Below are 22408 nucleotides of genomic sequence, written 5' to 3' on the forward strand. Positions count from 1 at the left end.
AGTACTGCTTACTTTTAAACTGTTTTATGCAATCATCAATTGTTATTTGTAATACTCAATTAAAATTGATAATTGTACATTGTTAATTTTAACTACTGTCCTATTACTACTTTAGGAAAACGAATAATAGTATCTCCTAATTTGTATCCTTTTTCAATTACATCAATCACCTTTCCTTTTAAGTCTTCGGTAGGTGCTGGTATTTGAGTAATTGCTTCTTGTGTATCTGCATCAAAAGCATCTCCTTGATTTACCTCTACCAAAGTCAATCCTTTTTGCTCTAATGTTTTTACTAATTTATCTTGAATTAAAGCTACTCCTTTCTTTAATTCCTCATCTTCACTTTTATTGATTTCAATCATCCCTCTGTCAAAATCGTCAACTACAGGTAACATTGACACTATGATGTCTTTTCCTGCTGTTTTAAACAACTCAATACGTTCTTTAGAAGTACGCTTTTTGTAGTTTTCAAACTCTGCAAACAAACGTAAATATTTATCTTTTTCTGCTTGAACTAATTCCTCAACAGATGGTTCTTTTTTAGTTTCTTCTGTTTTCGCCTCATTATCAGCAGCTTCAACAGTTTCTTCTAATTGCTCTGCAGTTACTTGTTCTTCTACTGCTTTTTCTTCTTGTTGAATATCTTCTTTCTTACTCATGGTAAATAATTATCAATAAATTGTTTGTGCTCTTGCTAGGGCAAAAGGTTTGCCATTCCTTTTAAAATGCCAAAATGACACTTTAAAAAGTGATGCAAAAGTACAACTTTATTTATTTTATATATAATTGTAATAAACTCAGTAATATAAACTGAAATTAATGTAGAATTTTAAATAATAATTCTTTAAGTAAGTCTCTATCTGACATGTTTGCTCCTACTCCTTTACTTTTAACATCGGCATCTCGTAAATAAGAAATTATTTGAGATACCTTTCTCATTGGGTAATTTTTAGCAGCCAACACATAATCATCAACAAAATAAGGATTTACTCTTAAGGCTCTTGCAACGCCTGCTTTTGATTTGTCTTTTAAACCATGATATGTTAATAATTGAGTAAAATAACTATTGATTAAAGAAATGGTCATTACCAATGGGTTGCTTTTAGGATTTTCTGCAAAATAATTAATGATTTGATTACATTTTAAAATATCTTTTTTTCCTATAGCTTTCCTTAGTTCAAAAACGTTATAATCTTTACTTATTCCTATATTTTCCTCAATATGTTTTGCCGTAATAGTAGTTTCTTTTGGTAACAAAGAAGTTAACTTATCTAACTCATTACTTATTTTACTTAAGTTGGTTCCTAAAAACTCTACTAACATTTGAGCCGCTTTTGGTTCTATGCTGTATTTTTTACCTTTTAACACTCCTGTTATCCAATCTCCAACCTGATTGTCATATAGTTTCTTAGATTCAAAAACAACTCCATTCTTTGCAATAGCTTTTATTAGTTTTTTACGTTTATCTAAGGTTTTATATTTATAACAAATAACTAAAACAGTACTGTTTAAAGGATTTTCTACATAAGAAACTAAATTTTCTATAGTCCTAGACAAGTCTTGAGCTTCTTTAACAATAACCACTGTTTTCTCTGCCATCATGGGAAACTGTTTGGCCTGACCTATAATTTCATCTATAGAAGTATCTCTACCATAAATAACGGTTTGGTTAAATCCTTTTTCATCTTCAGTTAAAATATTTTCTTCTATGTATTCAGAAATTTTATCAATATAGTAAGACTCTTCTCCCATTAAAAAATAAATGGGTTTAATTCTTCCCTGATTGATATCAGCTACCAACTGTTTTACTTCTACCATAGACTACTAAAATTGTAAGGAATTGCTCAGAAAGAATGCTTATTTTTGGCATATGCAAAAATTAAATCTTCCTGATGTTCATTTAAAAATCAAAAGTAAAGAAAATAAGCTCTTTATTTTTGATCCTTTTAGAAAAAAAGACATAATGCTTACTCCCGAAGAATGGGTTAGACAACATTTTGCTCATTATTTAGTACATCATAAAAAATATCCTATCTCTTTAACTGCATTAGAAAAAGAACTAACCTTAAACAATACTAAAAAAAGAACTGATATTTTGATTTACAATACCTCTGGAACCCCCGAAATTATTGTAGAATGTAAAGCAAGTTCAATAAAAATAACCCAAGAAGTGTTTGATCAAATAGCTAGATACAACCTTGAATTAAATGCCAATTATTTAGTTGTTACTAATGGCTTGGAACATTACTTTTGTAAAATGGATTTTGAAAACAAAAAATATGTGTTTTTAAAAGACATTCCTAACTACACTATTTAAATGAATATAGCATTAGTTGTTTTAAACTGGAACGGAAGAGATTTGCTTGAGAAGTTTTTACCTACTTTGGTAAAAAATAGCCCCGAAGCAAACATATATATGGTAGACAATGCCTCTATGGATACTTCTGTAGCTTATGTAGAAAAGTTTTTTCCAGAAATCACAATAATCCAACATTCTAAAAACGTTGGTTTTGCCAATGGCTATAATTTGGCTTTATCTAAAATTAATGCTGATGTATATGCTTTAATTAATTCTGATGTTGAAGTTACTCCAAATTGGCTTAAACCTATTATTGAGTTTTACAATACCAATAGCAAAGCAAGTATAGTTCAGCCTAAAATTTTAGACTTTAAATACAGATCTTATTTTGAATATGCTGGTGCTGGGGGTGGTTTTATTGATAAATATGGGTACGCATATTGTAGAGGTAGAATTTTTGAACACATAGAATCTGATAAAAACCAATACGAATCTGCTCCAATTTTTTGGGCATCGGGAGCTTGTTTGTTTATCAAAGCAAAAGACTATAAAAATTTAAACGGATTTGATGATGATTTTTTTGCTCACTACGAAGAAATTGATTTGTGCTGGAGAGCTCAAAATCAAAATTTGTCTGTAGATTATATTGCCGAAAGTACAGTTTACCATGTTGGGGGAGGAACTTTAAGCAAACAAAGTCCTTTTAAAACCTATTTAAATTTTAGAAACTCTCTTTTTACACTGGTTAAAAATTTACCTAAGAAAAAACTATTCCCTATTATTTTTACAAGAATGATTTTAGATGGTATTGCTGGAATTAGATTTTTACTATCTGGAGAACTCTTACATTTTTGGAGTATTTTAAAAGCTCATTTTTCTTTCTACTCACATTTTTCTAGCATGTATAAAAAAAGAGAGAAACAACAAAAAAACAATTATTACCAAACAAAAAGTATTGTTTGGCAATCTTTTATTAAAAAACAAAACACCTATAAATCTTAAACACTCATGGCCGAAGCTTTAAAAAGAATCAATAAGTATTTAAGTGAAATTGGATATTGCTCAAGAAGAGCTGCTGATAAACTGATAGAAGAAAAACGTGTTACCATTAACGGATCTGTTCCAGAAATGGGTACTAAAATTGCTCCTACTGATGAAGTTTGCGTAGATGGAAAACCAGTTACAGCAAAAGAAGAAGAACATACCTATATTGCATTTAATAAACCCGTAGGAATTGTTTGTACTACAGATCAAAAAAGAGAAAAAAATAATATTATTGATTACATCAAACATCCTAAAAGAATTTTTCCAATTGGACGTTTGGACAAACCTAGTGAAGGATTGATTTTTTTAACCAGTGATGGAGATATTGTCAACAAAATTTTACGTGCTAGAAACAACCATCAAAAAGAATATTTGGTAAGAGTAAACAAAGCCATTACTCAAGATTTTATCAACAAAATGAGTAACGGAATCCCTATTCTTGGAACTATTACAAAAAAATGTAAAGTTGAAAAAGTTAACGATTACGAGTTTAAAATTACTTTAACCCAAGGTTTAAACAGACAAATTCGTAGAATGTGTGAATATTTAGAATACGATGTTAAAAAACTTAAACGCATTAGAATTATGAATATTTTCTTAGATATCCCTGTAGGTCAATGGAGAGATTTAACCAAAGCTGAATTAAAAGAATTAAACAAATTAACATCAGACTCTAACAAACATTTTGAATAAAAAAAAGCTCGTTTGTGCTGTTTTTTTTACATCACAATCTAAAAAGTTAATTCACTTACTGTAGTAATTTTTAACTCATCAGAATTACTTAAGTCATATTGATATATTCCAGTATCTCCAACAGCAAACAAATGGTTGTCTCTAATAATTAAATCATTTACATACTCATCTATTTTGGTAACAAAGTAAACCTCTCCATTCTCAACGTTAGAAATATCAAACACTCTAATAGCCGTATCAGCAACAAAAATATAATCACCATACAAAGCCATTCCTTTGGGCTCTATTAGGGTTTTGTCTAACAATAATATTGGATTTTTCACATCAATAATATCATATACTTTTAATGTATTAGTATCTCCTCCACACAAAGTCCCCCCTCTAACAGTTACAAATGCATTTAAATTATTTGCCACTACAGGATCACAAGCTCTAAAATGGCTAGAAGTAGATTCGTGCTCTGGTCTCTCAGGATTGTCTAAATTATAAATATACATGGCCGATGTACTACCTATAAACAAATTGTTACCAAAGCCAAACAAGGTTTCTATTTCCAATCCAACATTCACAGCATCTACAAAACTTGGGTTTTCTTGAGACTCATCTGCTATTAAAAAAGAATTAAGTTTTTGACTATCTACGGCATATAAATAATCTCCTTTAAGAGTAAAAGTAGCTAAAGAACCTCCTTGGCCATCTCCTGTAGGACTTTCAACAACATCATTAGTGTTTTCATTACAACCACAAAGCATTAATAAACTTAAAACAAATATCAACTTTTTCATTCTTCTATTTCTTTAAATTTAACAATAACTTTATCATCATCTGCAATAAAATACCCTCCATCTGGCGATAGATTTAAAGGAGTAAATACTTTAATTTCTCTACCTGTTTCCGTAACACTATAATTTGTACTGTTAAACTTTAAAGTAACCAAATCTGTAGCTTGATTTATGTAAAAAACATCATCTCTAATTGCAATATCTGTAGCTCCAGGAACTTCTAAAAACCTTACTTTTAAAGGAGATGATGGGTTTGAATTGTCATAAATATGGAAACCCTCATATTTTTCATTTACAATGATAAAATCATCTTTTATATAAATTTTACCCGCATTTAAAACTTGTCTTACATCAGTTATTGCAATAGAAGACTTTAAAGATTCCCGTGACATTTGCACAGGCTCATAGACTGAAGTAACCCCATCAGCTCTACATAAATCTATACATGCTATTAAAACCAACGGTATAGATAAAAGAAATAGTTTTTTCATAGTTATTTTTATTTAACACAAATAAACACAAACTATTTAAAATTAACAAAGAAGATATATTTTTACACTAAAAATATTTGTAATAAATACTATTCTATACCATTTACCCTCCTATAAGCTTTGCTTTTTTTTACAAAAAAATCTAGCAATTCTAATTCTTGGTTATTGTAATACATTAAAGCAATGTCTTTGTCCCTTTTGCAATAAAACAAAAATTCATCTATTACTAGCTTAGGGATTTTTAGATCGTTGGTAAAAAAAGAAGTTCCATATTGTTTTAAAAAATCCACTTTAAAACGCTCCCACCTTTGAAGTTTTTCTACAGGAGTCGTAGGTTCCTCCTTTTTCTTTTTTTTTAATAATTTGGACAACAAAGAAATTCCTCCTAAAATATTAGCTCCTCCTCCGCCAACTGATGCACTCCTTGTTGGATCTGTATTTGCTAAATTTCGTATTTCATTTCTACGCATCGTTTTAAAGTCAGGATTGGTTGTTGGCATATAAGCTGCAGAAAAATCTAATGCAGGTTTGCTTAACATATTATTAAGCACAACTGCATCTATCTGATTAACTTTACTAATAACCGCTACCTCAACTCCTCCTCTATTTAATATTTCTTGATTGACAAATAACAAAACATCTTTAATATGAATGGCTGATATTAAAATTGAATCTCCCAAACGAACAGGAATTTCAAAAACTCCAAACTCATTAGTACCTGTACTTAGCTTTAAGTTTTTGTTAGTTATTGCAATATTTTCAACAGGAATGGAATCATTTACCACAATTCCTTTTAAAAAGTTTTGTTTATCCTGTGAAAACCCTTTGGGAATTATGAACACTAAAAAAATCAATATGACACTATTTTTCAAAAGCTTTTTTTCGTTTAGGTAACAAAAATGAAACCAAAAAAAGTTTAAAACAGCCTCAGGCTTTTCTAGTACGTTTTCTCAATTTAAACAATCTATCATTGTAATAAGCTTTTACTTCTTGTAAATAATCTTTAGGATTGGAATAAGTAGTTAAAACCACAAAAGTATTTCTGTTTTCCAGTTGATGTAATTCTTTTTGCAATTTTTCTTTTTTGTGTTGTAACAATTCTAAAGTATCTAATGGTTTTTCTTGAGAAATTTGAATACTAGAAAGTTTTTTTTGAGAAGTAATTTGTTGATGTATTTGCTGTAACTCTTGCAATGTTCCTTGTTTGTAAATTCTAATTAATTCGGTAGTGATTTCCGTTGCCAAATTTTCATCTTGCTCGTTGTTAGAAAACCTATCAGGATGTACAAATAACATTGCTTCTCTATAAAGTTTTTTCTTATCCTTTAATACAACTTTTTCTTCCTCCGTAATTTTAGAAACTACAGGCATGGAAATAGGGTCTTTATAATTTTTTCCCTTCTTTTTTTGTGCTAATCTTTTTTCTTTTTTTGCCTTTTTAAGATTTTTATAAAGAACTGTCAACTCTTGCTCTTCTATAATTTCACTCTCTAACTCATTTCTTAAAAAGTTTTCAAATTCAAAAACTTGTATTTTTATTGTTTGAATTTTATTAGAGAGCTGCTCAATTTCTATTTGTAAAGAATAAAATAGAAAATCATCTTCTTTGCTTAATTGATTGCTAAACAAAATATTGTTTTATAAAATATCTAAACTTCCTTTTCCTTCTCTTAAAACAACAGGTTCACCATCACTTAAATCTATCACGGTAGAAGCAACATTATCACCATAACCACCATCAATAACAACATCAACCAAATCATCCCATTTTTCATGAATTAATTCTGGATCTGTAGTATATTCAATCACTTCATCCTCATCATAAATAGAAGAAGATACCAAAGGATTTCCTAATTGTTTAATTATTTCTCTAGTAATGCTATTGTCTGGAACTCTAATTCCAACTGTTTTACGTTTTTTAAAAGCTTTAGGCATGTTGTTAATGGCTGGTAGCACAAAAGTATAAGGACCAGGAAAAGCTCTTTTTAATATTTTAAAAGTACTGGTATCAATAGGTTTTGTATAATCGGACAAATGACTTAAATCATTACACACAATAGAAAAACTGTTTTTTTCTAACTTAATGTTTTTGATTTTAGCCACTCTTTCCATGGCTTTATAATTGGTAATATCGCAACCTAAGGCATACACAGTGTCTGACGGATAGATGATGACACCTCCGTTTTTTAAAACCTCAACTATTTTAAGAATTTCTTTCTCATTGGGGTTTTCTGCATATATTCTTATAAGTTTTGCCATTATAATGGTTATTGATCTATAATATTTTAATTATTTAGTACTTACTATGTAACGAAACCTTACAAAATATTGTTTTTTTAACTAAACAATGTTTAAAACTACTCTGCGTATTTTTCCATTTCATTGTCATAAAACTCCGAAGCATCTTCTATAAATTGTGCTACTTGAATAGAAAGTTCTTCCTCATCTGTTCCTTCTAAATCATCCCACAACTCAATTTCATCATCCTTTAAGTTAATAATAAACCTTGGAAATTCTGTATGAATTACAAAAATATCTTCTGCACAATCTGAATTATCTGCTAATATAAACCTTGGTAACTCCATTTTTTTTATTTTTTATAATTGCTTAGACAAAAGTAATCTTTTTGTTAAATGCTGAAACCTTAGATACAATAAAGTAGCAGAAACTGTTAACCCTACTAATAAGCCTATCCAAACCCCAAAAGTTCCTAAGTCAGTTTTTAAACCTAAATAATAACAAACAGGAAAACCAACAATCCAATAGGAAACAAACACCAATAACATAGGTACAAACATATCTTGCAAACCTCTTAAAGCTCCCAAAACCACTACTTGAATTCCATCAGATATTTGAAACAAGCCAGCAATAATTAACAATTTTGCTGCTATGTTTACTACATTTTCATCATTTATATACATCCAAGGTAAATAAGTTCTTAAACTCATAAAACCAATTGCCGCTATACAAGCAATAATAATCATTAAAAAAACATTAGAAATAGCTATTCTTTTTAAATTGTAGTAATCTTTTAACCCTTTTTGATTCCCTACACGGATGGTTGCTGTAACCGCTACTCCTGTAGCCACCATAAATGTCATGGTAGATAAGTTTAAGGCTATTTGGTTCGCTGCTTGCTCATCAGTTCCTAACATTCCAGACAACAATACAGCACAAGCAAAAATTCCAATTTCAAAAAACATTTGCAATGCTGTAGGATAACCCAATTTAAAAATTTTCGTTACTCTTTCTTTTTCTAAAGTAAACCATGAAATAGCAATTTTATAAGGTTGAAACTTTTTTCTTTTACTGATGAAATACAACAATACAAAAATCATCAATACTCTTGAAACCAAAGTTCCGTATGCTGCACCTACAGCTCCTAGAGCAGGAGCACCAAATTTTCCATAGATTAAAATATAATTCAATAAAACATTAATACAGTTAGATCCTAAAATAGCAATCATTGCGTATTTTGTTAAGCTCAATCCATCTGTAAATTGTTTGATGGCCTGAAAAACTAACAAAGGAATCATAGAAAAAGCCAAAACATTGTAATAAGGAGTTGCCAAAACAACTACATCTTCTGGCTGATTCATTTTTCCTAACAAAGGCTCCATGAACAATAACACCAACGCTAAAACTACTCCTAGAACTGATAGAATGATTACTCCATGTTGATAGTTTTTTTTTCCTTCCAAATAATTTTTAGCGGCATCTGCTTCAGAAATTAAAGGAGTCATAGCAAAAGAAAAACCTACCCCCAAGCCCATTAAAATAAAGAAAATTGAGTTGGCTAAAGAAACAGCAGCCAAAGCTGGAGCTCCTAACTCCCCTACCATAATATTATCTGCAAAACCAACCAACACATGACCTAACTGTCCTAACATAACAGGCACGGCTATAGAAATATTAGTTTTAAACTCAGAGGTATATTGCTTAAAATTCATAAGGGTTTGATAAAATTCTGCGCGAAGATACAAAGTTTTACAGCTCACCTTTACAATTCACACATCAATTTTTATGTTAAAAAACATTCCGAAACATAACATTAAGCTGTTGTAAATCAGTATTTATACAAAAAAGTTTAGGTACATTTAATATTATATCAACAGAAATATAAACTACAATTAAATTTATATGAAAACTGCATTAATTACTGGAGCTACAAGTGGCATTGGAAAAGAGCTAGCTTATATTCACGCTAAACATAAAGGCAATCTTGTTTTAGTAGCTAGAAATTTTAACACACTTTTAGAAATGAAAAATGATATTGAATCTATTTTTAAAGTTTCTGTATACATTATTCAAAAAGATTTAACCTATTTAAATGCAAGTCAAGAAGTTTACACCGAAGTTATTTCCCAAAATATTGTTGTTAATTACTTAATTAACAATGCAGGCTTTGGAGGGGTTGGAAAATTTTATGAGAGAGACTTATATAACGATTTAAACATGATTCAGCTAAATGTAGTTTCTCTAACAGCCTTAACTCATTTCTTTCTAAAAGATTTTGTAGCTAGGAACGAAGGAAAAATACTCAATGTATCTTCTACTGCTAGTTTAATGTCTGGTCCACTACAAGCTGTTTACTTTGCTACCAAAGCCTATGTTACTTCTTTTTCTAATGCTATTTCTGAAGAACTGAGCGACACCAATATAACGGTAACCAACTTAATGCCTGGAGCTACACAAACCAATTTCGGAGCTGTTTCTGGTATGAATAAAACTGCTTTATTTAAAAAACCTGCTAACGCTAACAAAGTAGCTACTGAAGGATATAATGCTATGCTTGATGGAAAAATTGATCTTATTTCAGGTGTAGGTTTTAAACAAAAACTCATGATGAAACTACTTCCTTTTATTTCTAAAAAGAATATTTTAAAACAAGTTAAAAAACTACAAGAAACTAAAATTAACCTATTTTAGTTCCGTTAGGCATTGTTCTTTCTGGCTGTAACAAAACAATATTGTTTTCTTCTCCCACTCCTGCAATCACCAAACATTCGCTCATCATATTGGCAATTTGTTTGGGAGGAAAATTAACCACTGCCACAACTTGCCTTCCTACCAACTCTTTCGGATCTTGATATATTTTTGTAATTTGAGCAGAACTTTTTTTAATACCCAAATCTCCAAAATCTATCAATAATTTATAAGCAGGATTCTTTACTTCTTTAAAAACTTCGGCTTTAATAATCGTCCCAATACGCATATCTACTTTGGCAAATTCAGACCAAGATAAAGGTGATGTATTTTCCATTATTCTTTTGTTTTGTAAACTCTTTTTAAATTCAACAAATTGGTTGGATTGGTGGTTAATCCTTTTACATTACTATGTTTAAAACGAATAATTTCATCGTAAAACAAAGATACTACTGGTACTTCTTTTCTAATAATACTATCCATTTTTTTATACAACACAACTCTTTTTTGTGGATCTGTAATGGCCATAGATTGTTCGTACAAATCATCATAAGTAGTATTTTTATAGTGCGAATAATTAGGGCCTTGTGGAGCAAAATTCTTACTATAAAAAAGTGATAAAAAGTTTTCTGCATCTGGGTAATCTGCAATCCACCCCACTCTAAAAGTGGGTAGCTTTCCATTGGCTTTTAATTGTCTTAAAATAGGTGATGGCAATACTTCTAACTGAATATTTAATCCTATTCCTTGCAATTCTCTCTGAATAAATTCAAACAAATCTGTGTAACTAGAATTGGTAGCAATTTTAACTGTCGGATTTAAATCTCCTGTTTCTTTTTTATACTGATCCATCAACGCTTTGGCTTTTTCTGGTTGATATAAGTTCAATTCACCCGAATAATGCCCAGGCAAACCTTTTGGAACAAACCCCGTAGCAGGATTTCCTATATTATTTCTTAAATATCGTAACATTTTAGCCCTATCAAAACCAATATTAACAGCTTGTCTTATCAACAAATGATTATCTACCGTTTGTCCTTCCATAAAAAAAGCAATGTACTCGGTAATTAAATAAGGAGTTTTATCTAAGGCTAATTTGTTTTTATACTTTGGCAACAACTCTCCTGTTGGAGATAATAATTCATCTTTATAAGATGTGTGTAAATCATACAAAACATCCGAATTCCCTTGAATAAATTGTAAAAACTCTGTTTGTTTATCGGCATAAAAAGTAATAGCTACAGCTTCTAAATAAGGAAGTTGATTTCCTTTTTCATCTTTTTCAAAATACAAAGGATTTTTTCTAAACACTAACTTTGTGTTTTCTACCCATAACTTAAAATAAAAAGGACCTGTACCTACAGGATTAGATCTAAACTCTGTTCCATAATATTCCACCGCTTCTTTGGGTACTACAGAACAGTACTGCATAGACAACAACCCTAAAAAAGGCGGAAAAGCCTTGTGTAAATCTATCTTAAAAACAGAATCATTTACAGCCTTAAAACTTTTAACATTTTGCATCACCCATCTACCTGAAGAGGCTACTTTAGGATCTAAAATTCTATCAAAACTATATTCAAAATCATGAGCTGTAACCGTTCTTGTACTATCTTTTCCAAAAGCAATGTTTTTATGAAAAAACACATCATCTCTTAACACAAACTCATACGTTTTATTATCGTTAGAAATAGACCAAGATTTAGCAATACAAGGTTTTACATGTAAACTATCATCAAAAACCACCAAACCATTAAATAGTTGATTTGTAGCCCAAACATTAGGTTCATTTTTAGCAAAAGCAGGGTCTAAAGAAGTGATATTGTCTTTTTCATTGTACCTAAACACCTCCGAAAGGCTGTGTTTATGCTCTTTATTTTTACAAGAAATAAAGCATAAAACTAAACACAAAAAACTTACTATTTTTTTAATCATTGGGTTAATTTACTACAAATGAATTTATTAACTATACCATTACACAAAAATCAACCTATAACAAATACCTCAATATCGTAGAAAAAACGTACCTTTGTGCCCCGTAAATTTACAAGAATGAGTCCGCAAAAAAAAGTAGCTTTTTACACATTGGGTTGTAAACTTAATTTTTCAGAAACTTCTACCATTGCTCGTAGCTTTCAAGACGAAGGTTTTAGCCGTGTAGATTTTGAAGAACAGGCCGATATTTATGTAATTAACACTTGTTCTGTTACAGACAATGCAGATAAACGTTTTAAGACTATTGTAAAAAATGCCTTAAAAAAGAATGATCAAGCTTTTTTAATTGCCGTTGGGTGCTATGCTCAATTAAAACCAGAGGAATTAGCTGCTGTTGATGGAGTGGATTTGGTTTTAGGGGCTACCGAAAAATTTAAGGTGACAGACTATATAAATGATTTATCAAAAAATGATTTAGGTGAAGTGCATTCTTGCGAAATTGAAGATGCCGATTTTTATGTAGGTTCTTATTCTATTGGAGATAGAACTCGTGCCTTTTTAAAAGTACAAGATGGTTGTGATTATAAATGTACTTATTGTACCATTCCTTTGGCTCGTGGAATTTCTAGAAGTGATACTTTGGAAAATGTATTAAAAAATGCCAAAGAAATTTCTGAACGTGGTATTAAAGAAATTGTACTTACTGGAGTTAACATTGGAGATTACGGAAAAGGTGAATTTGGAAACAAAAAACACGAACACACTTTTTATGAATTAGTTCAAGCTTTAGACAAGGTTGATGGTATTCATAGACTTAGAATTTCATCCATAGAACCTAACTTGTTAAAAGACGAAACTATTGAATTTGTAAGTACCTCAAACAGTTTTGTACCTCATTTTCATATTCCATTACAAAGCGGAAGCGATACCATTTTGAAAAAAATGAAACGTCGTTATATGAGTGATTTGTACGTAAACAGAGTGGCTCGTATTAAAGAAACCATGCCTAACGCTTGTATTGGGGTTGATGTAATTGTTGGTTTTCCTGGAGAAACTGATAAAATTTTCTTGGAGACTTATAAATTATTAAGCGAATTAGATATTTCTTATTTACACGTATTTACTTATTCTGAAAGAGATAATACTGAAGCAGCTGACATGGACGGAGTAGTTCCCAAAAATGTAAGAGCTAAACGTAGTAAAATGTTACGTGGGTTGTCTGTTAAAAAACGTAGAGCATTTTACGAAAGCCAATTAGGGAATACGTTAACTGTTTTATTTGAGAGTGAAAACAAAGATGGATACATTCACGGATTTACAGAAAATTACGTAAAAGTTAAAACTCCATGGAATCCTAGTTTGGTAAACGAATTACACAAAGTGACATTAACAGAAATTGATGAAGATGGTTCAGTTCGTTTTGATTGGTTACATCAACCTACAGAAAAAACTGTAAATTTGAGTGAATTGATTTAATCAACACTTGAAAACCGAAAACCTAACACACGTTTATTTTTTACCAGGAATGTCTGCTTGTTCTAAAATATTTGAACGCATAAAGTTACCTGAAGAAAAGTACAAGATGCATTATTTAGAATGGCTCATGCCTTTGTCTATAAATGAATCTTTACAAGATTACACCAAGCGGTTTGCTACGCAAATAACAACCCCTAACCCCGTATTAATAGGTGTTTCTTTTGGTGGTGTTCTAGCACAAGAAATTGCCCAAACAATTCCTTGTAATAAAATAGTACTTATTTCTAGTGTAAAAAACACCAAAGAATACAGTCCTTTTTTTAAATTCGTTAAAGCAACCAATCTTTATAAATTATATCCTGTAAGCTTTGTAAATTGGTGTGAGAATATTTTGTTTTGTTACGGAACAAAAAGAATAAAAAATACTTTAAAAGTTTACAGAAAATTTTTACCCTTAAGGAGTAAACTTTATACGCAATGGTCTATTCGTAATTTTTTGTTTTGGAAAGGTTGTAATCACAAATCAGACCTATTGCATTTACACGGAGATAAAGACAAAATAATCCCCATAAAACACATACAAAATTGCAAAATTATTAATAACGGAACCCATGTAATGATTTTAACAAAAAGCACTACCATTCAACGTTATTTAATAGATTTTTTGGCTTAATTTTTGTAACTTATATACTAAATCTATCCTTATGAAAAAACACTTTATCTGGATTGTTTCAGCTGGAGCAATCTTAATATCCATACCATTTTTCACAAACGCTACTCCATCAACTAAAAAAACTGGAGACAGTTATATTATTAAGGCTTTAAAAATACCTAGCGGAATTCAATTTGCTAGTGAGGACATACCTATTCACAATCAAGATGTTAGAGAAAGAGTTGATAAAGAATTCTTAGTAAATACTTATTGGCAATCTAACGGATTGTTATTAATTAAAAGAGCTCACAAATTTTTTCCTGTGATTGAACCTATTTTAGCTAAAAACAATATTCCTGATGATTTTAAATATTTGGCAGTAATTGAAAGTGGTTTACAAAACGTTACTTCTCCTGCAGGTGCTAAAGGTTTTTGGCAATTAATGCCTGCTACAGGTAGAGAATATGGGCTAGAGGTAAATAGCAATGTTGATGAGCGTTATGATTTAGAAAAAGCAACTCATGCTGCTTGTCAGTATATTTTAAAAGCTAAAGAAGAGTTTGGAACCTGGACGGCTGCTGCTGCATCTTACAACATTGGAATTAATGGTCTTGGAAGAAGAATGGAAGAACAAATGGTAACCTCTTATTATGATGTGTTACTGCCTGATGAAACTTCTAGATACATTCCTAGAATTGTAGCTGTTAAAGAAATTTTAAGCAAGCCTTATGATTATGGTTTTGTGTATGATAAAAATGATTTATACTTATTACCTAAATACAGAACCGTTAAAGTTGATACCGCTATTACCAACATAGCCTCTTTTGCAAAAGATTTTAACACCAATTACAAAGAGTTAAAAATATTAAATCCTTGGCTAAGAGAAAACAAACTAAATAACAGATCTAGAAAACCTTACGATGTAAAAATACCTATTACAGTAAATTAATTTTTATCTTTAGATTTCGAAAAAGAAAAAGCTATGCTTCAAATTGAAAACCTACACAAATCATACAAAGTAGGAAAGGATTCTTTACACGTTCTTAAAGGGATTAATCTTCATGTTAAAGAAGGAGAGTTAGTATCTATTATGGGATCTTCTGGATCTGGAAAATCAACCTTTTTAAATATTATTGGTTTGTTAGACACTCATGATGAAGGAATCTACAAACTGAACAATGAAGTCATCAAAGATCTAAACGAAACCAAAGCAGCTCTGTTAAGAAATCACTTTATTGGGTTTATTTTTCAATCTTTTAACTTAATATCTTATAAAACAGCTATAGAAAATGTGGCTTTACCACTTTATTACAAAGGAGGCTATAACAAAAAAGAACGTCAAAAAATTGCTTTAGAATATTTAGAAAAAGTTGGATTAAAACCATGGGCTAATCACTTACCTAACGAACTTTCAGGAGGTCAAAAGCAACGTGTTGCCATTGCTAGAGCCCTGGTAACCAAACCTAAAATTATATTGGCCGATGAACCTACAGGAGCCTTAGACTCTGTAACCACACAAACAACCATGGAATTGTTAAAAAGCATTAACAATGAAGGTATGACTGTGGTAATTATTACTCACGAAGAAGATGTTGCTGAGCAAACCGATAGAATTATTAGGTTAAAAGATGGAGTGATTATGAGTGATGAAACTGTAAATCACAACATAAATATATAGTTATGTTTGATAGAGATTTATGGGGAGAAATATTTCAAAGCATTAGCAAAAACAAACTAAGAAGTATTCTTTCTGGCTTTACCATTACTTTTGCTATTCTTATTTTTACCTTACTTTTTGGGATATCAAACGGATTACAAAATACATTTTCTAGCTTTTTTGTAAACAGAAGCACCAATGCTATTTACATCTACTCTGGTAACACAACCATACCTTATAAAGGAAAAAAATCTGGACGAAGAATACATTTAACAAATGAAGTTCTAAGCTTTATAAAACAAAAAAACAGTAAAGAAGTAGCGTATATTTCTTCCAAAATTCACAAAACCTTTAACGTTTCTTACAATCACAACAAAAACAACTATAGCATAAATGCTGTACTTCCCGATGATCAATTTATAGATACCTATCAATTAAATTCAGGAAGGTTTATTAATATATCTGACATTAACCAAACTAAAAAAACAGCTGTAATTGGTCAATTGGTAAAAAAAGATTTGTTCAAAAATAAAAATCCAATAGGAGAATATATCAATTTACAAGGAGTCAACTTTAAAGTAATTGGTGTATTTAATAAAGAGGGTGATGACAATGCAGAAAGGAGAATATACATTCCTATGAGTACTTGTCAAACCTTATATGCCAATAATGATTATGTAGATCAGATTGTTTTAACAGCAAACAAAGACTTAAACTACACCCAAGTAGTTGCATTTTGCGAGGACCTACAATCTCAACTAAAAGAACTGTTAGTCATAGCTCCTAATGATCAAAACGCTGTTAGAATTCGTAATGCAGCCGAAGCCGTTAAAAACACCAATATGATGATTTTTATATTAACCATACTTATCTTTTTTATTGGTTTTGGAACCTTAATCGCAGGGATTGTGGGAATTAGCAATATTATGATATATGTGGTTAGCGAAAGAACCAAAGAATTAGGTGTTAGAAAAGTATTAGGAGCCTCTCCTAAATCAATTGTAGCACTAATCTTGTTAGAGTCTATTACTATTACTTCTATTGCTGGGTATGTAGGGATTTTAATTGGAATTGGTTCTGTAAATTTAATAGGAAATAGTTTAGAAAAATATTTTATCACTGACCCAAGTGTAGATACTTCAATTATGATTGGAGCTATGATTACTTTGGTAATTTCTGGTTGTATAGCTGGTTATGTGCCTGCAAAAAGAGCTTCTAAAATAAAACCTATTGTAGCACTAAGAGACGAGTAATTATGAAATTTTTATTTGAAAAAGATACTTGGCAAGAAATTTATGAAAGTGTACGCAAAAACAAAATGCGAACCTTTATCACGGTTATTGGTGTTACTTGGGGTATTTTTTTACTGGTAACTTTGTTAGGCTGTGCTAGAGGAATGGAGAATTCTTTTAATAGATTGTTTGGTGATTTTGCAACCAACAGCGTATTTATTTGGGGAGGATCTACGGAAAAAGCTTTTCACGGTTTTCAAAAAGGAAGACAAGTAAGATTAAATTTGAATGATGTTGAAAACATCAAAAAAGAAATCAACGGAATTGAATTTGTAGTCCCAAGAAATCAAAGAAATGGTACTATTATCAGAAACTTTCAAACAGGTGATTTTACCGTAAACGGAGACTTTCCTGTACTTGATAAAGTGCAAAAGAAAAACCTTATTATTGGTAGGTTTATCAATCAATCAGATATTAATCAAAAGAAAAAAGTAATTGTTATTTCTGAAGAAGTTTACAAACAGTATTTTAAAAAAAATGAAAATCCTATAGGTGAAAATATAGAACTTAATCAATTAAACTTTATTGTTGTTGGTGTTTTTAAAAACGGAAATGTAGGAATGCCTTCTGATATACATATTCCATTTACAACTTTTCAACAACTATACAATACAGGCCAACAAATTGGAATGATGATGGTAACTGGTAAAAAAGATAGTGATATTAAACAACTAGAACTAGATACTAGATTACTACTTAAAAACTTACACAACATTCACCCAGATGACAACCGTGCTTTTGGAGGCTTTAACCTTGGAAAAGAATTTGAAAAAATGAATGGTTTTTTAACTGGTATGCAATTTTTAACATGGTTTGTAGGAATTGCTACTTTAATTGCAGGAGTATTTGCCATTGGAAATATTTTACTAATTACTGTTAAAGAACGCACAAAAGAAATTGGAATTAGACGTGCCATTGGAGCCACTCCTCTTATGATAAAAAGACAAATAATACTAGAAGCTGTAACACTTGCATTGCTTGCTGGTTTTTTAGGAATTTTAGGAGGTGGATTGGTTTTAATTCTTATAGACTTTAAATGGGGACAAGGGGCAGATGCCGTTTTAGTAAACCCATCGGTATCTATACCTATTGTGTTTGTTGCTGTAGGAATTTTAGCCGTTTTAGGAACACTCATAGGATTGATTCCTGCAACAAAAGCAACCCAAATACATCCAATTGAAGCATTAAATAGTTAATAAATAGAGATAACATACATCAACATCATGAAAAACGCTATAAAATTTATCATCATCATTGTCCTGTTAGCAGTTTTTGGTTTCGTTATTAAGTTTTTTATAGACAAAAACAGTAAATCGGCCATAGAGTTTAAAACAGAAAAACCTTTTATTACCACAATTGAAAAAAAATCAGTAGCTACAGGAACTGTTATCCCCGAAGATGAAGTAGAAATTAAACCTCAAATATCTGGGATTATAGAGCAAATATTTGTGGAAGAAGGAAAATATGTAAAAGAAGGAGATTTAATTGCTAAAATTAAAGTAGTTCCTAACGAACAATCTTTAAATAGTGCCAATGGAAGAGTTATTACGGCTCAACTTTCTTTAGAAAACACCACAAAAGAATACAAAAGAAGCAAACAACTTTTTGACAAAGGAGTTATTGCTATACAAGAATTTAATACTGCTGAATTACAATACAATCAAGCCAAGCAAGATTTAGAAAATGCAAAAAAAGATTTTCAAATAATAAAACTAGGGTCTGCTAACGGATCGGCTTCTGCAAACACCAATATTAGAGCAACCATATCTGGAACTATTTTAGAAATTCCTGTAAAACAAGGAGACCAAGTAATTGAAAGCAACAATTTTAATGCAGGAACTACCATTGCTTTTATTGCTGATTTAAAAAAAATGATTTTTGAAGGAAAAGTTGATGAAGCAGAGGTTGGAAAATTAAAAGAAAACACTCCATTAGAAGTTACTATTGGTGCCATTGATACCCAGAAATTTAATGCCAATTTAACTTTTATTGCTCCAAAAGGAGTGGATGAGCAAGGAGCTGTTTTATTTAAAATTAAAGCAAGTTTAGAGCTGTCAGATAGTGTAAATGTTAGAGCGGGTTATAGTGCCAATGCTGCTTTAATTTTAGATAAGAAAGAAAATATTTTAGCGGTTAAAGAATCTTTAATTCAATATGATAGAAATACTGATAAACCTTTTGTTGAAGTTGAAAACACACCTCAACAATTTGAGAAAAAAGAAGTTAAACTAGGAATTTCTGATGGAATTAATGTAGAAATTAAAGAAGGGGTTTCAAAAGATGACAAAATAAAAGTTTGGAATCAAATCACTGGAAATGAAGCTGATTTTGATAAAAAGAAAAGATAAAACCATGAATACAAAATTATTATTTCTCATTGTTTTATATACATATACACTTGGGAACGCTCAAACCAAAAAATGGACCTTAGAAGAATGCATCTCTTATGCTTTAGAAAACAACATTTCTATTCAAAAATCTAAGTTAGATATAGAAAGTTCTAAAATTGATATTTCAAATGCCAAAGGAAATTTCTTACCCAATTTAACGGCAAATGGTAGTCATTCTTGGAGAACAGGTTTAAATCCAAATATTGATAATGTTAATGTTATTTCGACAAATCAAAATACAAGTATAGGAGTAAATTCTAATGTAACGCTTTATGATGGAATGAGAAATATCAAACAACTAAGGAGGTCTAACCTTAATTTATTGTCCAGACAATATCAATTGGCTGATATGAAAGACAATATTTCTTTAAATGTATGTAATGCTTTTTTGCAAATTGTTTTTAATAAGGAGTCCTTAAAAGCATTACAAGAACAATATAATTTAAGTGAAAAAGAAGTTGTAAGAGTTAAGGAACTAATTAATGCCGGAAGCAAACCAAAAGGAGATTTATTAGAAATAGAGGCTACATTGGCAGACCAAGAAAAAGCGATTATTGATATGGAAAATAATATCTTAATTTCTAAATTATCTTTATTTAATTTGTTGGTTTTAGAAGATTTTGATCAATTTGAAATTTCTGATAATGCTTATGAATTGATTCCTACTGATATTACTTCTAATAGTCCACAAGATATATTTAACAAATCTTTGACTGTAAGAAATGACATCAAATTATCTGAATTAGCTATTGAAATTGCAGAAAATGATATAAAAATATCAAAGGGATCATACTTACCTACTTTAAATGGTTCTTTTGGATTTAATACAACATATATTAACCCTAATAACTTTAACTGGACCAATCTTTTAACTCAGTTTAGAGACAATAGAGGATTTTCTTATGGATTAGGTTTAAGTATTCCAATATTCAATAGGTTCCAAACAAGAAATGCCGTTAAAAAATCAAAGTTGCAGCTTGAACAAGCAAAGCTAGATTTAGAACAATCTAAATTTGATTTAAGAGACAAAGTTTATCAAGCTTTTAACGATACCAAAGGAGCTTTAAAAACATACGAAGCTAGTCAAAAAGCACTAGAAGCGAGAACACTTGCTTATGAATATGCTACTGAAAAATTCAACTTAGGAGCCATGGATTCTTTTACTTTTAATCAAAGTAAAACAAGTTACATTAATGCAGAGACTGATCTTATAAAAGCAAAATATGATTATATTTTTAAATTAAAAGTATTGGAATTCTATTTTGGTATTCCAATCAATTTATGATCATCCAACAGAAAACAAGGCTTTCTGAAAAGTGAAAAATTCATCAAACTGAACTTGTTTCAGTTTCTCATAATTATTGTTTAATAGGATATTGTGATTCTGAAATGAATTCAGAACAACGTTTTCTAATCCTTTTCAGACAGCCTCATATGTAAATAAATAATATTTTATTTATCACAACTAGCCAATCTTCCTAACTCTAAATCAGCCTGTTTTTTCTTATTGGTTTTAAGTAATAATAAAGTAAACCCCACTCCTATTATGGCTAGAACAACACCTAATAAAGATGGATATTTATAACCATAGCCTAATGTTAGAATTAATCCTCCTAAAAAAGCTCCTACTGAGTTCCCTATATTAAAAGCTGCTTGAGTAACTCCAGCCCCAACCATTTCGGCCTTTCCTGCTGTTTTAATCATTAAAATTTGTATGGGTGCTCCTAGCGCTAAAAAACATGCTCCCCCTGTAAAACACAAAATTAAGGCAATAATAGCATTATCTGCTAACAGAAAAACCAGCAGTAGATTTAGAGCAATGGCTCCAAACAAAATCATACAAGCTTTAACTGGAGCAACTTTATCAGCTAATCTTCCACCACATATATTTCCAACCACCATTCCTAAGCCAACAAGCATCATAATTCCCATTAAATACTTTTCATCAACCCCAGCAACTTTTGTCATTAAGGGAGCTATATAACTTAACCATGCAAAACCACCTCCAGTTCCAATGGCTGTCATTAAAGTAATAATCCAAGCTTCTTTGGTTTTAAAAAAAGATAGTTCTCCTCTAATATCAGTTTGTTTTCTAATAGGCAAATTAGGCAACCATAAAAATAAAGATAGCAGAGTTAAAAAACCTATAATTGCTACAATTCCTAAAGTTATTCTCCAAGAAAAAGTTTGTCCTAAAATAGTCCCCAGGGGCACCATAATTAAATTTGCAAAAGTTAAACCTGCAAACATCATAGATATATTTTTGGCCTCTTGACCTTCTTTAGCCAATCTACTTGCTACAATAGACCCAACACCAAAAAATGCCCCATGAGGCAACCCAGACAAAAATCTGAAAATATACATAAAGGTCTCGTTAGGGCTTAAAGCACTTAATAAATTAAATACCGTAAAAATAACCATTAAGGCTAATAATATTTTTTTAGAAGTAAATCTTCCAGATAAAAACACGATTAATGGAGCTCCAATAACCACTCCTAAAGCATACATAGAAATAAAACCTCCTGCTTGAGAAATAGTAATATCAAAATATTTAGAAATGGTAGGCAACAATCCCATCATTACAAATTCGGTGGTTCCTATAGACAAACCTCCTAAGGCTAAGGGTAGTAATTCCTTTTTCATAAAATATATAGGGTTAATTTAATATTGCAAATGTACGTTGATTTTTTTAGCAACAACAATGAATATCAGTGACTTCAAACAGATTTAAACATTTGTTTGAAACTTATTAAAAACACTAAAATTTTAGA

24 protein-coding genes are annotated in these 22408 nt (G+C 30.5%); 12 read left to right on the forward strand and 12 right to left on the reverse strand.

What is annotated here, in order from left to right; genetic code table 11:
* Positions 1–92 precede the first annotated feature (92 nt).
* Positions 93–659, reverse strand: a complete 567-nt coding sequence (locus ACXGQT_RS05630; protein WP_457830426.1) for a nucleotide exchange factor GrpE — start codon at positions 657–659, stop codon at positions 93–95.
* A 157-nt stretch (positions 660–816) separates the two neighbouring features.
* The gene (holA, locus tag ACXGQT_RS05635; protein WP_457830427.1) at positions 817–1818 is read right to left on the reverse strand and encodes a DNA polymerase III subunit delta; all 1002 of its coding nucleotides are present in this window, start codon (positions 1816–1818) and stop codon (positions 817–819) included.
* Positions 1819–1870: 52 nt separating this feature from the next.
* Here holA and ACXGQT_RS05640 point away from each other — a divergent pair, with 52 nt between their 5' ends.
* From ACXGQT_RS05640 to rluF, 3 genes are read left to right on the forward strand one after another with little or no spacing between them, the layout of a single operon-like run.
* Positions 1871–2317 carry a type I restriction enzyme HsdR N-terminal domain-containing protein gene (locus tag ACXGQT_RS05640; RefSeq protein WP_457830428.1) on the forward strand — a complete coding sequence of 149 codons (447 nt, stop codon included), beginning with the start codon at positions 1871–1873 and terminating at the stop codon, positions 2315–2317.
* Positions 2318–3301 (forward strand): glycosyltransferase family 2 protein, encoded by a 984-nt coding sequence (locus ACXGQT_RS05645; protein WP_457830429.1) that lies wholly within the window; start codon positions 2318–2320, stop codon positions 3299–3301.
* A 6-nt stretch (positions 3302–3307) separates the two neighbouring features.
* Positions 3308–4036, forward strand: coding sequence for a 23S rRNA pseudouridine(2604) synthase RluF (rluF, locus tag ACXGQT_RS05650; protein ID WP_457830430.1), 729 nt, complete (start codon positions 3308–3310; stop codon positions 4034–4036).
* A gap of 38 nt (positions 4037–4074) precedes the next feature.
* Here rluF and ACXGQT_RS05655 read toward each other — a convergent pair whose 3' ends face one another.
* From ACXGQT_RS05655 to ACXGQT_RS05685, 7 genes are all read right to left on the reverse strand, one after another.
* On the reverse strand, positions 4075–4821 hold the full coding sequence (locus ACXGQT_RS05655) for a hypothetical protein (RefSeq protein WP_457830431.1): 747 nt from the start codon (positions 4819–4821) through the stop codon (positions 4075–4077).
* A complete protein-coding gene (locus tag ACXGQT_RS05660; RefSeq protein WP_457830432.1) occupies positions 4818–5309 on the reverse strand; it encodes a hypothetical protein in 492 nt (163 codons plus the stop codon). Before ACXGQT_RS05660 ends, ACXGQT_RS05655 begins: the two co-directional genes overlap by 4 nt.
* A gap of 89 nt (positions 5310–5398) precedes the next feature.
* The gene (locus ACXGQT_RS05665; RefSeq protein ID WP_457830433.1) at positions 5399–6163 is read right to left on the reverse strand and encodes a hypothetical protein; all 765 of its coding nucleotides are present in this window, start codon (positions 6161–6163) and stop codon (positions 5399–5401) included.
* 73 nt (positions 6164–6236) lie between these two features.
* Positions 6237–6938, reverse strand: coding sequence for a hypothetical protein (locus ACXGQT_RS05670; protein WP_457830434.1), 702 nt, complete (start codon positions 6936–6938; stop codon positions 6237–6239).
* Between the two features lie 9 nt (positions 6939–6947).
* Positions 6948–7568 (reverse strand): L-threonylcarbamoyladenylate synthase, encoded by a 621-nt coding sequence (locus ACXGQT_RS05675; protein WP_457830435.1) that lies wholly within the window; start codon positions 7566–7568, stop codon positions 6948–6950.
* 98 nt (positions 7569–7666) lie between these two features.
* Positions 7667–7894 carry a hypothetical protein gene (locus ACXGQT_RS05680; protein WP_457830436.1) on the reverse strand — a complete coding sequence of 76 codons (228 nt, stop codon included), beginning with the start codon at positions 7892–7894 and terminating at the stop codon, positions 7667–7669.
* A gap of 12 nt (positions 7895–7906) precedes the next feature.
* Entirely contained in the window at positions 7907–9259 is a 1353-nt protein-coding gene (locus ACXGQT_RS05685) for an MATE family efflux transporter (RefSeq protein ID WP_457830437.1), read from the reverse strand.
* A gap of 190 nt (positions 9260–9449) precedes the next feature.
* On the opposite strand from ACXGQT_RS05685, the gene ACXGQT_RS05690 reads away from it, so the two are divergent.
* Positions 9450–10238 (forward strand): SDR family NAD(P)-dependent oxidoreductase, encoded by a 789-nt coding sequence (locus tag ACXGQT_RS05690; RefSeq protein ID WP_457830438.1) that lies wholly within the window; start codon positions 9450–9452, stop codon positions 10236–10238.
* Here the strand turns inward: ACXGQT_RS05690 and ACXGQT_RS05695 are convergent.
* Positions 10225–10572, reverse strand: coding sequence for a tRNA-binding protein (locus ACXGQT_RS05695; protein ID WP_457830439.1), 348 nt, complete (start codon positions 10570–10572; stop codon positions 10225–10227). The two genes, ACXGQT_RS05690 and ACXGQT_RS05695, sit on opposite strands and share 14 nt — an antisense overlap.
* Positions 10572–12170 carry an ABC transporter substrate-binding protein gene (locus tag ACXGQT_RS05700; RefSeq protein WP_457830440.1) on the reverse strand — a complete coding sequence of 533 codons (1599 nt, stop codon included), beginning with the start codon at positions 12168–12170 and terminating at the stop codon, positions 10572–10574. The genes ACXGQT_RS05695 and ACXGQT_RS05700 overlap by 1 nt, the downstream gene beginning before the upstream one ends.
* 117 nt (positions 12171–12287) lie before the next feature.
* Here ACXGQT_RS05700 and mtaB point away from each other — a divergent pair, with 117 nt between their 5' ends.
* The 8 genes from mtaB to ACXGQT_RS05740 are packed head-to-tail and all read left to right on the forward strand — an operon-like array spanning position 12288 to position 20922.
* Complete coding sequence (gene mtaB, locus ACXGQT_RS05705) at positions 12288–13646, forward strand: tRNA (N(6)-L-threonylcarbamoyladenosine(37)-C(2))-methylthiotransferase MtaB (RefSeq protein ID WP_457830441.1); 1359 nt, start codon at positions 12288–12290, stop codon at positions 13644–13646.
* A gap of 7 nt (positions 13647–13653) precedes the next feature.
* Positions 13654–14319 carry an alpha/beta hydrolase gene (locus tag ACXGQT_RS05710; protein WP_457830442.1) on the forward strand — a complete coding sequence of 222 codons (666 nt, stop codon included), beginning with the start codon at positions 13654–13656 and terminating at the stop codon, positions 14317–14319.
* 31 nt (positions 14320–14350) lie between these two features.
* Positions 14351–15247: a lytic transglycosylase domain-containing protein gene (locus ACXGQT_RS05715; RefSeq protein WP_457830443.1), complete on the forward strand. Its 897-nt coding sequence runs from the start codon at positions 14351–14353 to the stop codon at positions 15245–15247.
* A 33-nt stretch (positions 15248–15280) separates the two neighbouring features.
* Positions 15281–15976, forward strand: coding sequence for an ABC transporter ATP-binding protein (locus ACXGQT_RS05720; protein ID WP_457830444.1), 696 nt, complete (start codon positions 15281–15283; stop codon positions 15974–15976).
* A 2-nt stretch (positions 15977–15978) separates the two neighbouring features.
* On the forward strand, positions 15979–17208 hold the full coding sequence (locus ACXGQT_RS05725; RefSeq protein WP_457830445.1) for an ABC transporter permease: 1230 nt from the start codon (positions 15979–15981) through the stop codon (positions 17206–17208).
* A gap of 2 nt (positions 17209–17210) precedes the next feature.
* Positions 17211–18443, forward strand: a complete 1233-nt coding sequence (locus ACXGQT_RS05730; RefSeq protein WP_457830446.1) for an ABC transporter permease — start codon at positions 17211–17213, stop codon at positions 18441–18443.
* 27 nt (positions 18444–18470) lie between these two features.
* On the forward strand, positions 18471–19595 hold the full coding sequence (locus ACXGQT_RS05735; RefSeq protein ID WP_457830447.1) for an efflux RND transporter periplasmic adaptor subunit: 1125 nt from the start codon (positions 18471–18473) through the stop codon (positions 19593–19595).
* Positions 19596–19599: 4 nt separating this feature from the next.
* Entirely contained in the window at positions 19600–20922 is a 1323-nt protein-coding gene (locus tag ACXGQT_RS05740; RefSeq protein ID WP_457830448.1) for a TolC family protein, read from the forward strand.
* 167 nt (positions 20923–21089) lie between these two features.
* Here ACXGQT_RS05740 and ACXGQT_RS05745 read toward each other — a convergent pair whose 3' ends face one another.
* Entirely contained in the window at positions 21090–22280 is a 1191-nt protein-coding gene (locus ACXGQT_RS05745) for an MFS transporter (RefSeq protein ID WP_457830449.1), read from the reverse strand.
* Between the last annotated feature and the right edge of the window lie 128 nt (positions 22281–22408).

Source organism: Wenyingzhuangia sp. IMCC45467 (genome assembly GCF_054111205.1).

Coding starts and splice junctions, on each gene's coding strand:
- ACXGQT_RS05720 (WP_457830444.1), top strand. CDS start 15,281: ATGCTTCAAATTGAAAACCTACACAAATCATACAAAGTAGGAAAGGAT.
- ACXGQT_RS05730 (WP_457830446.1), top strand. CDS start 17,211: ATGAAATTTTTATTTGAAAAAGATACTTGGCAAGAAATTTATGAAAGT.
- ACXGQT_RS05695 (WP_457830439.1), bottom strand. CDS start 10,572: ATGGAAAATACATCACCTTTATCTTGGTCTGAATTTGCCAAAGTAGAT.
- ACXGQT_RS05700 (WP_457830440.1), bottom strand. CDS start 12,170: ATGATTAAAAAAATAGTAAGTTTTTTGTGTTTAGTTTTATGCTTTATT.
- ACXGQT_RS05690 (WP_457830438.1), top strand. CDS start 9,450: ATGAAAACTGCATTAATTACTGGAGCTACAAGTGGCATTGGAAAAGAG.
- ACXGQT_RS05745 (WP_457830449.1), bottom strand. CDS start 22,280: ATGAAAAAGGAATTACTACCCTTAGCCTTAGGAGGTTTGTCTATAGGA.
- ACXGQT_RS05675 (WP_457830435.1), bottom strand. CDS start 7,568: ATGGCAAAACTTATAAGAATATATGCAGAAAACCCCAATGAGAAAGAA.
- holA (WP_457830427.1), bottom strand. CDS start 1,818: ATGGTAGAAGTAAAACAGTTGGTAGCTGATATCAATCAGGGAAGAATT.
- ACXGQT_RS05645 (WP_457830429.1), top strand. CDS start 2,318: ATGAATATAGCATTAGTTGTTTTAAACTGGAACGGAAGAGATTTGCTT.
- ACXGQT_RS05630 (WP_457830426.1), bottom strand. CDS start 659: ATGAGTAAGAAAGAAGATATTCAACAAGAAGAAAAAGCAGTAGAAGAA.
- ACXGQT_RS05715 (WP_457830443.1), top strand. CDS start 14,351: ATGAAAAAACACTTTATCTGGATTGTTTCAGCTGGAGCAATCTTAATA.
- ACXGQT_RS05740 (WP_457830448.1), top strand. CDS start 19,600: ATGAATACAAAATTATTATTTCTCATTGTTTTATATACATATACACTT.
- ACXGQT_RS05735 (WP_457830447.1), top strand. CDS start 18,471: ATGAAAAACGCTATAAAATTTATCATCATCATTGTCCTGTTAGCAGTT.
- ACXGQT_RS05725 (WP_457830445.1), top strand. CDS start 15,979: ATGTTTGATAGAGATTTATGGGGAGAAATATTTCAAAGCATTAGCAAA.
- ACXGQT_RS05655 (WP_457830431.1), bottom strand. CDS start 4,821: ATGAAAAAGTTGATATTTGTTTTAAGTTTATTAATGCTTTGTGGTTGT.
- mtaB (WP_457830441.1), top strand. CDS start 12,288: ATGAGTCCGCAAAAAAAAGTAGCTTTTTACACATTGGGTTGTAAACTT.
- ACXGQT_RS05685 (WP_457830437.1), bottom strand. CDS start 9,259: ATGAATTTTAAGCAATATACCTCTGAGTTTAAAACTAATATTTCTATA.
- ACXGQT_RS05680 (WP_457830436.1), bottom strand. CDS start 7,894: ATGGAGTTACCAAGGTTTATATTAGCAGATAATTCAGATTGTGCAGAA.
- ACXGQT_RS05640 (WP_457830428.1), top strand. CDS start 1,871: ATGCAAAAATTAAATCTTCCTGATGTTCATTTAAAAATCAAAAGTAAA.
- rluF (WP_457830430.1), top strand. CDS start 3,308: ATGGCCGAAGCTTTAAAAAGAATCAATAAGTATTTAAGTGAAATTGGA.
- ACXGQT_RS05660 (WP_457830432.1), bottom strand. CDS start 5,309: ATGAAAAAACTATTTCTTTTATCTATACCGTTGGTTTTAATAGCATGT.